The organism is Microvirga vignae (assembly GCF_001017175.1).
GTDB lineage: Bacteria > Pseudomonadota > Alphaproteobacteria > Rhizobiales > Beijerinckiaceae > Microvirga > Microvirga vignae.
The window spans coordinates 1-14003 of sequence record NZ_LCYG01000048.1 but is presented as its reverse complement, the minus strand read 5'-3'; the positions used below and the strand labels follow the sequence as shown (position 1 = coordinate 14003).

Genomic DNA, 14003 nt, shown 5'->3' with positions numbered 1-14003 from the left:
CCGACCACCCGTCCTGGCCGCCCACGCGAGAACGACGGGGGCATGGAGCCCCAGCCGCAGGCTTAAAAGGTCGCACCCTTGCGAATTACCCAGAACGCTCGCTTTCCAGCGAGCGTTCTTTTTTGTTTACCTGAACCTTCTACTTTCAATCTGACAAGAGGATTTGCCCCTTGTAATAATCGCTCATCACTTGTGATGGGCGTTTGCGGGGCGAAGTCTTGACCCGGATTGAGGGGGTTGCTTTGAAAAAGGCAAAGCGCGTATCAGCGTCACGGAATGCGGAGAAGAAACCCATGCGGAAATACTTTGGAACCGATGGGATCCGGGGACGGGCCAACGGGATCATCACGCCGGATCTGGCCCTGCGGGTCGGCCAAGCGGCGGGCCTCATGTTCAAGCAGAATGGCGACTACCGCCACCGGGTCGTGATCGGCAAGGACACGCGCCTGTCCGGCTACATGATCGAGAACGCGCTGGTCGCGGGCTTCACCTCGGTCGGTATGGACGTGTTGCTCCTCGGTCCGATGCCGACGCCGGCGGTGGCCATGCTCACACGTTCGATGCGCTGCGATCTCGGTGTCATGATCTCTGCCTCGCACAACCCTTACGAGGACAACGGCATCAAGCTGTTCGGGCCCGATGGGTTCAAGCTCAAGGACGATGTGGAGATGCAGATCGAGGCGCTCATCGACTCGGATCTGACGGCACGCCTCGCGGGTTCCGCCAATCTCGGCCGCGCCAAGCGTATCGAGAGTGTCCATGCCCGTTACATCGAATTCGCCAAGCGCACGCTGCCGCGCCAGATCGACCTGGAAGGGATGCGGGTCGTGGTCGATTGCGCCAATGGCGCGGGCTACAAGGTCGCGCCCGAAACCCTGTGGGAGCTCGGTGCCGAGGTGGTGAGCATCGGTGTCGACCCCAACGGCTTCAACATCAATCACGAGGTCGGCTCCACCTCTCCCGAGACCCTGATCCACAAGGTGCGCGAGCTGCGTGCCGATGTGGGAATCGCGCTCGATGGTGACGCCGATCGTGTTCTGATCGTGGACGAGAAGGGCCAGAAGGTCGACGGCGACCAGCTCATGGGCGTCGTCGCCCGCTCCTGGAAAGAGGACGGACGTCTTTCTCAGCCGGGCATCGTCGCGACGATCATGTCCAATCTCGGTCTTGAGCGCTATCTGAGCGGCATCGGGCTCGGCTTGGTGCGCACGGCAGTCGGTGACCGCTACGTGCTCGAGCATATGCGTGCGCATGGCTACAATCTCGGCGGCGAGCAATCCGGCCACATCATCATGTCGGATTACACGACGACGGGTGACGGCCTGATCGCAGCCCTGCAACTCCTTGCCGTGGTCAAGAGCATGGGCAAGACGGTCTCCGAAGTCTGCCATTGCTTCGAGCCGCTGCCGCAGGTTCTGAAGAATGTGCGCTACAAGTCCGGCAAGCCGCTGCAGGAGGCTACGGTCATCAAGGCTATCGAGGCAGGTCGCGAGCGGCTTGGAGCCTCGGGCCGCCTTGTCATCCGCCCCTCCGGTACAGAGCCGGTGATCCGCGTGATGGGTGAGGGCGACAACGAAGATCTCATCAATCGCGTCGTGGACGATGTGGTGGATGCCGTGACGCAGGCCGCCTCGCAGGTTGCCGCTTAAAAACGCATCCCGCAGCGTGAATGAACAAGGGTATGGATGGCGGCATCCATGCCTTTTTGCTGACGCCAAAGCATGGGATCCAAAAAGGCTGGTGAAAATAACGGATTGGACTTCCCGCAGGGTTCGTGGGCCGCTTGATAGAGTGGCGTCGCCAAGCCACGAAGGTTCGGATTCCCCTTCGACGGCAAAACTGTGAAATGACTGGAACTGGTTGGCGTAAGCGAACAAGGCTTCATGAAGCATAGTTAAGCTTGTTCTTGAAATTAATGATTTCTTCAATAAATTCCTCTGCGAATCGCTGCGGAGGCACTGATGTTCGAAACCGGCAGTCCAATCGTTCGCCCGCCCCAGGCTCTCCAGTTCAATGCCCACGCAATCACGGAACTGAGCCGGATCTTGCAGCCTTATGTGCACCGGGACCAGGCGCAGACGGCTGTCGAGCCGGCCACCGCCGCGCCCGTGGTCGAGGCGCCCCGCGTCAGTTCGGTTGAGTTCAACCGGGTCCTGTGGACCGCGGAGAGCATGATTGCCTCCGTCATGGGGCTGAAGACCTACGAGGTCAGCGTCTTCGTGAATACCGGACGCTACGTGTTCTAGAGCCGTTTCCTCTTGCGTGGAATTGGGCTCTCTTCCTTGTCCTGTCGCATTTTCTGACGGCGAACCGGATCCACTTCGCCGGAAAAAACTCTAGATTTTTCTCCCGCCGAAAGAGAAAAGCTCCGCACGATTCTTCGGCGGAGCTTTTTCTTTTCGAGCCGATCGTCTCCGGTCATTCCGCCGGATGAGCTGGAGGCTGTGAGGCTTGCGGGGCAGGGCCCTCGCCATGGGGGCGCTGGCCGGTTTGCGCGCGTAAGCGGTCGAGCATCTCGCTGACATAGGTTGCAGGCTTGGTATAGCCGCCGATGAGGAGATAGATCGCCGGCACAACGAGCACCGTCAGGAGTGTCGACATGATCACGCCGCCGACGATCACCGTACCGATGGCGCTCCGTGCTTCCGCGCCTGCACCCGTGGACCAGGCAAGCGGAATCGCGCCGCCGATCATGGCGATCGACGTCATGAGGATCGGGCGAAGGCGAAGCACCGAGGCTTCGATCACCGCATCCCACACGGACATTCCCCGTTCGCGCAGCTGATTGGCGAATTCGACAATGAGAATGCCGTTCTTCGTCATCAGGCCGATGAGCAGGATCATGCCGATCTGGCTGTAGATGTTGAGCGTTTGCCCCGTGATCACGAGCGCGGCGAGGCCGCCCGTGACGGCAAGCGGCACGGTCAGCATGATGATGAACGGGTTGATCCAGCTCTCGAACTGCGCCGCCAGCACCAGGAACACCACGAGCAGCGCCATGCCGAAGGTGACGTAGATCGCATTCGAGGATTCACGGAAATCCTGCGACTGGCCGGTATAGCCGATGCGCGCTTCCGCCGGCAGGTTCTCACGCACGATCTGCTCCAGCATCGCAAGACCCTCGCCGATGGAGGTGGTGCCTTGCAGGCCTGCATCGATGGTGATGGAGCGCATCCGGTTGAAGCGGTTGAGCGTCTGCGGGGCTGCCGCTTCCGTCAGGCTGACGAAGGAGGAGAGGGGGACGAGTTCGCCGTTCGCGGCGCGCACGAAGGTGTTGGCGAGATCGTTCGGGGTTGCGCGGTCCTCGGCGCGACCTCGCATGATGACGGAATACTCCTCACCACGGTTCACGAATGTGGACACCTCGCGTTCGCCGAACATCAGTTCAAGCGTGCGGCCGATATCCTCCACCGACACGCCGAGATCGGCGGCGCGTTGCCGGTCGATCTGCACGCGGATGTCGGGCTGGGATTCCCGGTAATTGGAATCCATGTTCACGAACATGCCCGTTTCCTGCGCCTTCTGCATGACGATGTCGCGCCACTCGCGAAGGGTGTTGTAGTCCGGTCCGCCGAGCACGAACTGAATGGGCTTCGACGGGCCGCGCTGGCCGAGCGAGCCGGGGCTGATCGGTGCCACGCGCGCGCCGGGGAAGTTCGCAACCTTGCGGTTGATCTCATCCACCAGAATCTGCTGTTTCATCGTGCGCTGATCCCACGGGACGAGGCGAACGATGATCATGCCGGAATTGACCGGGGAGGGACGCGCGAAGCCGGGGGCAACCTGGCTTGTGATGGAAGAGACGACGCCCTGCTCCTGATAGGGCAGCAGGATCTTCTCCACCTCCCTCACGCGGTCGCGGGTATAATCCAGGCTTGCGCCTTCCGGCGCCTCCACACGTACGATGATCGCGCCGCGATCCTCCGTCGGCGCGAAGGTTTTCGGCAGCATCTGGAACAGGCCATAGGCCGAGAGGCTCACCATGAAGCCGATGGCGAGAATAACGAGCGGGGCTTTGAGCACCCGCGTCAGGATCTTGCGATAGACGTTGTTCATGCCCGTGAAGAAGGGCTCGGTCATCTTCTGGATGCGGCCGTGCGCCGGCACCATCAATTTCGAGCACATCATCGGGGTGAGCGTGCGCGCCACGACGCCGGAGAAGAAGATGGCGGCGGCGAGCGTGATGCCGAACTCGCGGAAGAGCTGGCCCGTGTTGCCGGTCATGAAGGCGAGCGGCACGAACACCGCCATCAGCGTGGCGGTGGTGGCGATGACCGCAAAGCCGATCTCGCGCGCCCCGTCGAAGGAGGCAAGCAGCGGCGGCTGCCCTTCCTCGATACGGCGGTGAACGTTCTCGATCTCCACGATGGCGTCGTCCACCACGATGCCGATGGCGAGCACCACGGCAAGAAGGGTCAGCACATTGATTGAGGCGTTGAAGTAAGCCATCACCATGCAGGCGGCGATGATCGAGACCGGGATTGCGACGATGGCGACGATGGTGGAGCGCCAGTCGCGCAGGAAAACCAGGATCACGAGCACGACAAGCATGATGCCTTCCATGAGCGTGCGCAGCACGCCGTCGATGGAAGCGCTGATGAACTGGCTCTCATCATAGGAGACCTGGGCCGTGGTACCCGGAGGGAGTGAGGATTTCAGGTTCTCAAGCTCCTCGCGTACACCTTCTGCCACTGAGAGGGTATTGGCTGTCGACTGGCGCACGATGCCGAGGCCCATGGCCACCTTGCCCGCTTCATAGAACTCGAAGCGATTGTCCTCCGGCCCGACCTCCACCTTGGCGACCTCGCTCAGGCGCACGAGATAGCCGTTCTTGTTCGAGACGATCAGTTGCTCGAAATCCTGCGGAGTCGAGAGGCGGGAATCCGTTTTCACCGTGAACTCGCGCTGGGTGGATTCGATGCGTCCGCCCGGCAGCTCCACGTTCTGACGCTTGATCGCTGCTTCCAGGTCCTGCACCGTGAGGCCGCGTGCCGCAAGAGCAGGGCGGTCGACCCAGATGCGCATGGAATAGCGGCGTTCGCCGGCAAGGTTGACGTTGGCGACGCCGGGCACGGTCGAGAGGCGGTCCACATAGACGCGCTTGAGGAAGTCGCTGAGTTCGAGAGCGTCATAGGTCGACGAGGTGACGCTGATCCACATGATGGCGGAAGCGTTGTCATCGACCTTGCGGATAACCGGCTGGTCCACGCCGTCCGGCAGGCGGCCCACCACGCGGAAGACCGCGTCGCGCACGTCTGACGTTGCGCCTTCAGGATCGCGCGAAACGTCGAACTCGATGGAGACCGAGGAGCGTTCGTTCTGGCTTTGCGAGCGGATCTGGGTAATGCCTTCGATGCCTGCCACGGCACCTTCGATCACCTCCGTCACGCGGCTTTCGATGACTTCGTTCGAAGCGCCCCGATAAACGGTGGAGACGGACACGACCGGGCGATCCACACTCGGATATTCGCGGATCGGCAGGTTCATGAGCGCGGACAAGCCGCCCACGATCAGCAGCAGGCTCACCACAACGGCGAAGACGGGACGGCGGATGAAGAGGTCGGAAACCTGCATGACGGCTCAGCTCTTGGACCAGTCGTTGACAAAAGTTCTCCCGCCGAAGCGGGAGAGGAAATTATTCAGCGCTCGGCGGCCTGCGCACTGCCGATCGCGTGCGGCGCATTCAGCGTGCTGCGTGAGGGCTGCTGGCGGTTCGCGGCAGGCGCTGCTTGCGGCTCCTGTGCGCTCGAACCGAGCGGACGGGCGATCACCTCGGCACCGGGGCGCACGCGCTGGACGCCCAGCACCACGATCGTCTCGCCCGCTTTCAACCCGTTCACCACCTCGACCTTGCCGCCCTGGCGCTGGCCGATGGTGATGACGCGGCGTTCCACCTTGTTGTCCTTCACCGGATAGACCACATGGCGCAAGCCTTCGCTGACGATAGCCTCTTCCGGGACCAGGACTGCTTCGTCATTGACCGAGACTTCGAGCGCGACGGTCAGGAACATGCCGGGCTTCAAGGCCTCGTCCGGGTTATCGAACTCGGCGGTGAGACGCGCGGTGCGGGTGGCCTGATCGACGCGAGGATCGATGGTGGACACCTTGCCCTTGAAGGTGCGGCCCCTGTAAGCCGCTGACATGGCATTCACCGTCTGGCCGGGCTGCAGGCGGCCCAGAAGGTTCTCGGGCACGGCGAAATCGAGACGAACCTTCGAGAGATCATCCAGGGAGGTGATCCGCGTGCCGGGCGCAATATAGGCGCCGAGCGAAACGGAGCGGGTGCCGACGCGGCCGTTGAAGGGGGCGCGGATCGTCAGATCCTCGAGCCGTGCCTCGGCAGCCTTGCGCTGAGCCTGGGCCGAGGCGATTGCGCCCTCGAGCGACTTCATCTGCGCGGTCAAATCCTCGACCTGCGCGCTTGTGCCCGCGCCGGTGCGGCTGAGAGCCTGGGCCCGCTCGAGCTTGATGACGATTTCGTTCCGCAGGGCCACGGCGCGGTTGGCTTCAGCAATGGCCTGGTCGATATCAGCCCGGCGCTCGGCGGCATCGAGCTGCACCAGGATGTCGCCGGCCTTCACCTGCTGGCCTTCCTCGAAGCCGATTTCATCGATCACGCCAGCGACCTTGGCGGTCACCGTAATGGACTCGAAGGCGCGCACCGTGCCCACGGCTTCGCGGGTTTCCACGATGCGTCCGGTCTTGACCGTATCGACTTCCACGGTCGCAGGTCCCATGGCGCCGCCCCGATTGCCGCCGCTGCGCGCGCCGGAGGAAGCGCCTTGCTTTACAGCAGACTGGTTCCCCAGGTATCCGCCCTGATAGGCATACCACCCGCCAAACCCTGCTGCCCCCAGCAAGGCGATGACGGCGAGTTGACCGGACACACGCATGCTCGCTCCTTAGTCCCGGAAGTCTTCTTCAGTCTCGAATTAATGGGATGTGACCTAACACACCTTAGGTCAGTCCCTATGACTATAACGCAGTGAACACGAGGTTTTGTATTACGATTTCGTAATCCGAGATTTTTCTCCGCTGCCTAACCTTTCGGCATCTGCCTTGACCATGGGCTCCGCTTCCGTCATACCGGTCGGCGGGACACCTCTCCCCACCGAGAGGCGCCCATCTGTAAGGATGGATCACATGACAGACCTGCCCAATGCGCGCCCGCGCGCGCCTTTCTTTTCGTCCGGCCCCTGCGCAAAGCGCCCCGGATGGTCCCTGCAAAACCTGAAAACCGAGTCGCTCGGCCGCTCGCATCGCGCGAAACTCGGCAAGGCGCGCCTGAAGCTCGCCATCGACCTCACCCGCGAGGTGCTGGAAGTGCCGGCCGATTACCGCATCGGCATCGTGCCCGCCTCCGATACCGGCGCTGTGGAGATGGTGCTGTGGTCGATGCTGGGCGCTCGTCCGGTCGATATGCTCGCGTGGGAGAGCTTCGGCGAGGGCTGGGTCACCGATGTGGTCAAGCAGTTGAAGCTCGCTGACGCCCGCCTGATCAACGCCCCATACGGCGAGTTGCCCGACCTCTCGCAGGCCGACACCAGGAACCGTGACGTGGTTTTCACCTGGAACGGCACGACCTCCGGCGTGCGTGTGCCGGATGCGGAATGGATCGCGGCTGATCGAGAAGGCCTCACGATCTGCGATGCCACCTCTGCGGCTTTCGCGCAGAAGCTCGATTTCGCGAAGCTCGATGTGGTCACCTTCTCCTGGCAGAAGGTGCTGGGCGGCGAAGCGGCCCACGGCATGCTCATCCTCTCGCCGCGCGCGGTGGAGCGTCTCGAGACCTACAAGCCGGCCTGGCCGCTGCCGAAGATCTTCCGCATGACCAAGGGCGGCAAGCTCATCGAGGGCATCTTCGAGGGCGAGACCATCAACACGCCGTCCATGCTCGCGGTCGAGGATTACATCGACGCACTCGAATGGGCGAAGTCCATCGGCGGCTTGGAAAAGCTGATGGCGAAGGCGGATGCCAACGCGAAGGTCATTCACGACTGGGTGGCAAAGACGCCATGGATCGCGAACCTCGCGAAGGTTTCGGCGACCGCTTCAAACACCAGCGTGTGCCTCGTCATCGCGGATCCCGATGTGGTTGGACAAGGACCCGAGGCCGTGGCGCAGGTTGCCAAGGGCATCACCTCCACGCTTGACAAGGAAGGCGTTGCCTTCGACATCGGCGCCTATCGCGATGCCCCTCCCGGTCTTCGCATCTGGTGCGGCGCAACCGTGGAGCAATCCGATCTCGAAGCCCTGACGCCGTGGCTCGACTGGGCTTTCGCGCAGGAAAAGGCGAAGCTCGCGAAAGCAGCTTGACGCTCAGTTCTAACCGTATCGTCATCCTCGGGCTTGTCCCGGGGATCCACGCCTTCAAAGGCTGAGCTTGTGCACCCGGCAGACGTGGATGGCCGGAACAAGCGCGGCCATGACGCCATGAGGTTTAACCCATGCCCGCTCCCCGCGTTCTCATTTCCGACGCTCTCTCGCCTGCCGCCGTGCAGATCTTCAAGGATCGCGGCATCGAGGTCGATTTCCAGCCCGATCTCGGCAAGGACAAGGAGAAGCTCAGCCAAATCATCGGCAACTACGATGGTCTTGCCATCCGCTCCGCCACGAAAGTGACGACGAAGATCCTTGAACAGGCCAAGAACCTGAAGGTGATCGGCCGCGCTGGCATCGGCGTGGACAATGTCGAGATTCCCGCCGCCACGGCGAAGGGCATCATCGTCATGAACACGCCCTTCGGCAATTCCATCACCACCGCCGAGCATGCGATTGCGATGATGTTCGCGCTCGCACGCCAGATCCCGCAGGCCGACACCTCCACGCAAGCCGGCAAGTGGGAGAAGAACCGTTTCATGGGCGTCGAGCTGACCGGCAAGGTTCTCGGCGTCATCGGCTGCGGCAATATCGGCTCCATCGTGGCCGATCGCGGCATCGGTCTTCGCATGAAGGTGATCGCTTACGATCCCTTCCTCTCGCCGGAGCGCGCGCTCGAACTCGGCGTCGAGAAGGTCGAGCTGGAGGATCTGCTCCGCCGCGCCGACATCATCACGTTGCACGTGCCGCTGACGGAAAAGACGAAGAATGTGCTCTCGGCCGAGAACATCGCCAAGACGAAGAAGGGGGTTCGCATCATCAACTGCGCCCGCGGCGGTCTCGTCGATGAGGGCGCCTTGCGCGCGGCGCTTGATTCCGGCCATGTGGCCGGTGCTGCCTTCGACGTGTTCGTCGAGGAGCCTGCGCTCACCAATCCGCTCTTCGGCCATCCCAACGTGGTCTGCACGCCGCATCTCGGTGCAGCGACGACCGAAGCGCAGGAGAACGTGGCCCTGCAGGTGGCCGAGCAGATGTCGGATTACCTGCTCCAGGGCGCGATCCAGAACGCCGTGAACTTCCCCTCTATCACGGCGGAAGAAGCGCCGCGTCTCAAGCCTTTCGTGTCGCTTGCGGACAAGCTCGGCTCCTTCCTCGGCCAGCTCACGGAAGCGCCGATCAAGGGCATCCGCATCGAGTACGAAGGCGCTGTGGCGGAGATGAACACCCGCGCGCTGACGTCCGCTGCCATCACCGGCGTGCTGCGTCCCTTCCTGCAGGACATCAACATGGTGTCGGCCCCCGTGGTCGCCCGTGAGCGCGGCATCACGGTGGAAGAGGTGAAGCGCGAGAGCGCCGCACGCGATTACGAGAGCTTCATCCGCATCATCGTGGATGCGGAGGATATGTCGCGCCATGCGGGCGGCACCGTGTTCCAGGACGGCAAGCCACGCGTCACCGAGATCCGCGACATCGCGGTCGATGCCGAATTCGCGCCGCATATGATTTATGTGCGCAACGACGACAAGCCGGGCTTCATCGGTAGATTCGGCACGCTGCTCGGCGAGTCCGGCGTGAACGTGGCAACCTTCGCGCTTGGCCGCGACAAGCCCGGCGGCGATGCGATCTGCTTCGTCTCGGTCGATGAGCCCGTCTCGGAAGAACTCCTGCGCAAGATCGAGGAGATCCCGCAGGTCAAGCGCGCCCGCGCGGTTCGTTTTTAAAAAGCATCTTCTGGCGAAGGGGACACCGGTTCGCCGGAAAGAAAATGCGACAAGGAAAAGGTTAAAGCCATGGCCCATGTCCCGTCACAACGCTTCGTCCTGACGCTCGCCTGCGCGAACCGTCCTGGCATCGTCGCCGCTGTGGCGGGGCATCTGTCCGATTCAGGCCTCAACATCCTCGATGCCCAGCAATACGACGACACGCTGACGGATCGCTTCTTCATGAGGGTCGTTTTCAATCCGGTCGCTGGACACGGCGATCTCGAAGCCCTGAAGGATGGATTCGTGCCCCTGGCGGATCGCTTCGGCATGACATGGACCCTGCGCGACATCGGCGAAAAGCGCAAAGTCATGCTGCTCGTCTCGAAGTTCGATCATTGCCTGGCCGATCTGCTCTATCGTTGGCGCATCGGCGAGCTTGATTTCGAGCCTGTCGGCGTCATCGCCAATCATCCCGCCGGAACCTACGGCCATGTGGGCCTGGGTGACGTCCCGTTCCACTATCTTCAAGTGACGAAGGACACGAAGCTCGAACAGGAGGCCAAGGTCTGGGAGATCATCCGCGATTCAAAGGCGGATCTCGTGGTGCTCGCGCGCTACATGCAGGTTTTGTCCGACGGGCTTGCAGCGAAGCTCTCGGGCCGCTGCATCAACATCCATCACTCGTTCCTTCCGAGCTTCAAGGGCGCGAAGCCATACCATCAGGCTCATGCGCGCGGCGTGAAGCTCATCGGCGCGACCGCCCACTATGTGACGTCCGATCTCGATGAAGGGCCGATCATCGCGCAGGATGTGGAGCCGATCACCCATCGCGACAGCGCGGACGATCTCGTGCGCAAGGGACGCGATATCGAGCGGCGCGTTCTTGCTCGCGCGGTGCGCTACCACCTGGAAGATCGCATCCTGCTCAATGGCCGCAAGACGGTGGTGTTCGCGGATTAGTGCTGCGGGTAACAACACTCTTTCGGCGTCATGGCCGTCCCCGGACTCGATCCGGGGATTGGCCCGGCCATTCACGTCTTAAGAACCGCTGAGCCATGAAGACGTGGATTCCCGGAACAAGTCCGGGGATGACGGAAAGGATCAGGTTTCTAGAAGAATAATCACTTCCTCTCCGCCAGCCAGATGCCGCCGAGTACCAGGAACAGGCCCAGAGCGTGGTAATAGGCGAAGGGCTCGCCCAGCAGCAGCACGGCGAGCAGCGCGCCGAAGACCGGCACGAGGTTCACGAACAGGCCTGCGCGTGCCGGGCCGATCAGTTCCACGCCACGAATGAAGAAGATCTGCGAGATGAGCGACGGGAACAGGCCAATATAGAGAAGGATCAGCCAACCCTTGAGGCTCGGCCATTGCACCGCGCCCTGCGCGATCTCGATCGCGAGCAGAGGCAGCGATGTGAGGAATGCGACGCCTGCCAGGGCCGTGAAGAACACGAGGCCCGAGACAGGTGGCCGACGCCGCAGGCCCAGCGTGTAGCCCGCATAGAAGACGCAGGCGATCAGCATCCACACGTCGCCGATGTTGAGCGCCAGCGTCTTGAGAACCTCGAGGTCCGCTTTCACCGACACCAGCACCACGCCGAGGATCGTGACGATCATGCCGAGGATCTGCAGCGGGATCACGCGCGCCCCGAAGAACAGGATGGTGCCGATCAGCACGAGCACCGGAATGGAGCCCTGGAAGATCGTGAGGTTCACCGCGCTCGTGTGATAGGCGGCGGCATAGAACAGGGCGTTGAAGGCGGTGAAGCCCGAAGAGCCCATGAGGATGGTATAGAGCCATCGCGATCCGATCTGCGGCCATTCCGACACGACCTGCCGCCCCACCAGCGGCCCCAGGATGATGGCCACGATGGCCCAACGAATGCAGGTGAGCAGCATGGGCGACACCTCGCCGACGGCGAGACGCCCGGCGATGGCATTGCCGCCCCACATGAGCGTGGTGAGGATCAGAAGCAGGTAGGCCTGTCCCCAGAGTCCCTTCCAGAGCGATTGCAGGATTTTCATGGAAGGCCAGACCTCCTCGCGCCTCGTGCGCGAAAGTGGTGTCCACTTTCGCGCGGCAAACGATGCGCTCACTCAATGGATTGCATCGGATTGATCCCGAAAGTGCGCCCCACTTCCGGGTCCGATGCGATTACTCTTGCGGCCGCATCCGCAGTTTCGATAAACCAGCGCCAAAGGGAGGCGGGTGACGCATATGGCCTTAAGGTTTCTGGTGGTTGAGGGCAATACGCGCAGTGCAAGGGAGGCCCACAAGGCTGCCTATGGCAATATGCTGTCCGAGTCCTATGCGGACGTGATCCAGGACATCGAGCGGACGGCTGTCTGCGACATCGCCTTCCCGACGGACGAGGGCGCGAACCTGCCGGATCGGGCAGGGCTCGAGTCTTACGATGGCGTCGTGCTCACCGGTTCGCACCTCAGCATCTATGACCGTACCCCTGAGATCATGCGCCAGATCGACCTGATGCGGGCGATCTACGCCTCGGGGACGCCGTCCTTCGGTTCCTGCTGGGGGCTGCAGGTGGCCGCTGTCGCAGCAGACGGCGACGTGCAGAAGAATCCCCTTGGCCGCGAAGTGGGCTTCGCCCGTCGCCTGCGGCGCACGGAGGACGGGAGGGGGCATCCCCTGCTCGAGGGCCGCCCGGACGTCTACGACGCCCCAGCCATCCATCTCGATATGGTCACGGCGCTTCCCGAAGACGCCGTCGTGATCGCCACCAATCCGGTCTCCGAGGTCCAGGCGGCCGAGATCCGCAGGGACGGCGGCACCTTCTGGGGCGTGCAGTATCACCCGGAATTCAGCCTCGCGGAACTCGCCGTCATCATGCGCCAGCGCGCAGAGCTTCTGATCCGTGAAGGGTTCTGCCGCACGCCGGAGGAGGTGCATGCTTATGCGGCGGACCTGACGACCCTCGATAAGGAGCCCACGCGCTTCGATCTGGCCTGGCGGCACGGGGTCGATGCCGAGGTGCTGGATGTGAACCGCCGCACCCGGGAAATCCGCAACTTCATCGAGCATCGGGTGAAGACGGAAAAGAGCGCGCGCGTCCGGGCCTGATATCCTCGGCCTTAGAGCATCGGACCCAAAAGCGGATTTGCACTTTTGAGTCCGATGCTCTCTTCCTTAATGAGCGCATCGTTGGCTGCGGAAAACCGTGTCCACTTCCGCACGATGCGCTAGAGCACATCCACGATGATACGCTGGGCGATCGGAGTGGCGGAGGATGGCGCGCGCACGACGAAGCCCCGGCATTTCGTGGTGACAGGATAGATGGGCGTACGGTGCCGGTCGGCTCCGATCATGTAGTTGACCGTGTAGTAGGTCTCACCGCCGACGAAGGTTGTATCTTTCGTCTCGAAAACGTATCCCAGCTCGGTTGGGCTGATCCGGTAGACCGCCTGTGGCGGCCCGAAAGCCGCGATGCGCTCCGAGATCGGCCGTCCGACATAGTCCGAACACGAGGCCGTCATGGTTTCATGCACCGTCGGCGCACAGCCCGCGGCGCCGAGTGCCACGCCAACAACGACAGAAATTCTTTTCACGGCAGCCCCCAGCGACGAGACATTAATCCCCGTCCATGGAGAGGATCTAGAGGACTATGTACCGTTAGGGAAGCTGTCGGCGCTCCTCCAGGATCATCTTCATCACCGTGCGATTGACAAAGCCTCAGCTCGGTTCATGTGCGGCTTCTTTTTCTGTCTTGTTCTTAGCAGCCGCCCAAACCTTCTCGGATCATGGTGTCTGACCTGCCGAGGGGGGCTCCTCTCGCGTCATGGCCGTGCCCGGACGTGATCCGGGGATCAGTCGCGGGGATCCCCGTCTGTTCGCATCGCCAGTGAACCCTCCCGTCACCCCCGGCCTTGTGCCGGGGATCCCCGTCTTGGACACGCAGCGCTTCCCAAGATGGGGATGCCTGCAACGAGTGCGGGCCTGGCGCGGGGCCATGGCGGCGGCAGC

The 14003-nt window shown here is 62.5% G+C and carries 10 protein-coding genes; 6 read left to right on the top strand and 4 right to left on the bottom strand.

The window, feature by feature from the left end:
* Positions 1-293 precede the first annotated feature (293 nt).
* On the top strand, positions 294-1649 hold the full coding sequence (glmM, locus tag AA309_RS18740) for a phosphoglucosamine mutase (protein ID WP_047190543.1): 1356 nt from the start codon (positions 294-296) through the stop codon (positions 1647-1649).
* A 312-nt stretch (positions 1650-1961) separates the two neighbouring features.
* Positions 1962-2246, top strand: a complete 285-nt coding sequence (locus AA309_RS18735) for a hypothetical protein (RefSeq protein ID WP_047190542.1) — start codon at positions 1962-1964, stop codon at positions 2244-2246.
* 172 nt (positions 2247-2418) lie between these two features.
* Here the strand turns inward: AA309_RS18735 and AA309_RS18730 are convergent, their stop codons facing one another.
* Together AA309_RS18730 and AA309_RS18725 are read right to left on the bottom strand one after the other, a co-directional pair.
* The gene (locus AA309_RS18730) at positions 2419-5574 is read right to left on the bottom strand and encodes an efflux RND transporter permease subunit (RefSeq protein WP_047190541.1); all 3156 of its coding nucleotides are present in this window, start codon (positions 5572-5574) and stop codon (positions 2419-2421) included.
* Positions 5575-5639: 65 nt separating this feature from the next.
* On the bottom strand, positions 5640-6893 hold the full coding sequence (locus AA309_RS18725; RefSeq protein ID WP_052954832.1) for an efflux RND transporter periplasmic adaptor subunit: 1254 nt from the start codon (positions 6891-6893) through the stop codon (positions 5640-5642).
* Between the two features lie 250 nt (positions 6894-7143).
* Here AA309_RS18725 and AA309_RS18720 point away from each other — a divergent pair, with 250 nt between their 5' ends.
* The 3 genes from AA309_RS18720 to purU all read left to right on the top strand — a co-directional run bounded on the left by AA309_RS18720 (position 7144) and on the right by purU (position 10982).
* Positions 7144-8316 carry a phosphoserine transaminase gene (locus AA309_RS18720; RefSeq protein WP_047190540.1) on the top strand — a complete coding sequence of 391 codons (1173 nt, stop codon included), beginning with the start codon at positions 7144-7146 and terminating at the stop codon, positions 8314-8316.
* A gap of 131 nt (positions 8317-8447) precedes the next feature.
* Positions 8448-10040, top strand: coding sequence for a phosphoglycerate dehydrogenase (serA, locus tag AA309_RS18715; protein ID WP_047190539.1), 1593 nt, complete (start codon positions 8448-8450; stop codon positions 10038-10040).
* Positions 10041-10109: 69 nt separating this feature from the next.
* Positions 10110-10982 carry a formyltetrahydrofolate deformylase gene (gene purU / locus AA309_RS18710; protein ID WP_047190538.1) on the top strand — a complete coding sequence of 291 codons (873 nt, stop codon included), beginning with the start codon at positions 10110-10112 and terminating at the stop codon, positions 10980-10982.
* 161 nt (positions 10983-11143) lie between these two features.
* Here the strand turns inward: purU and AA309_RS18705 are convergent, their stop codons facing one another.
* Positions 11144-12046 carry a DMT family transporter gene (locus tag AA309_RS18705; protein ID WP_047190537.1) on the bottom strand — a complete coding sequence of 301 codons (903 nt, stop codon included), beginning with the start codon at positions 12044-12046 and terminating at the stop codon, positions 11144-11146.
* 193 nt (positions 12047-12239) lie between these two features.
* On the opposite strand from AA309_RS18705, the gene AA309_RS18700 reads away from it, so the two are divergent.
* Complete coding sequence (locus AA309_RS18700) at positions 12240-13103, top strand: type 1 glutamine amidotransferase (protein ID WP_047190536.1); 864 nt, start codon at positions 12240-12242, stop codon at positions 13101-13103.
* 119 nt (positions 13104-13222) lie between these two features.
* Here the strand turns inward: AA309_RS18700 and AA309_RS18695 are convergent, their stop codons facing one another.
* Positions 13223-13588, bottom strand: a complete 366-nt coding sequence (locus AA309_RS18695) for a hypothetical protein (RefSeq protein WP_150117639.1) — start codon at positions 13586-13588, stop codon at positions 13223-13225.
* Positions 13589-14003: the final 415 nt, after the last annotated feature.

Bases quoted from the DNA above. Each gene is read 5' to 3' on its own strand.
- AA309_RS18735 (WP_047190542.1), top strand. From the start codon at position 1,962: ATGTTCGAAACCGGCAGTCCAATCGTTCGCCCGCCCCAGGCTCTCCAG.
- AA309_RS18720 (WP_047190540.1), top strand. From the start codon at position 7,144: ATGACAGACCTGCCCAATGCGCGCCCGCGCGCGCCTTTCTTTTCGTCC.
- glmM (WP_047190543.1), top strand. From the start codon at position 294: ATGCGGAAATACTTTGGAACCGATGGGATCCGGGGACGGGCCAACGGG.
- purU (WP_047190538.1), top strand. From the start codon at position 10,110: ATGGCCCATGTCCCGTCACAACGCTTCGTCCTGACGCTCGCCTGCGCG.
- AA309_RS18705 (WP_047190537.1), bottom strand. From the start codon at position 12,046: ATGAAAATCCTGCAATCGCTCTGGAAGGGACTCTGGGGACAGGCCTAC.
- AA309_RS18730 (WP_047190541.1), bottom strand. From the start codon at position 5,574: ATGCAGGTTTCCGACCTCTTCATCCGCCGTCCCGTCTTCGCCGTTGTG.
- serA (WP_047190539.1), top strand. From the start codon at position 8,448: ATGCCCGCTCCCCGCGTTCTCATTTCCGACGCTCTCTCGCCTGCCGCC.
- AA309_RS18725 (WP_052954832.1), bottom strand. From the start codon at position 6,893: ATGCGTGTGTCCGGTCAACTCGCCGTCATCGCCTTGCTGGGGGCAGCA.
- AA309_RS18700 (WP_047190536.1), top strand. From the start codon at position 12,240: ATGGCCTTAAGGTTTCTGGTGGTTGAGGGCAATACGCGCAGTGCAAGG.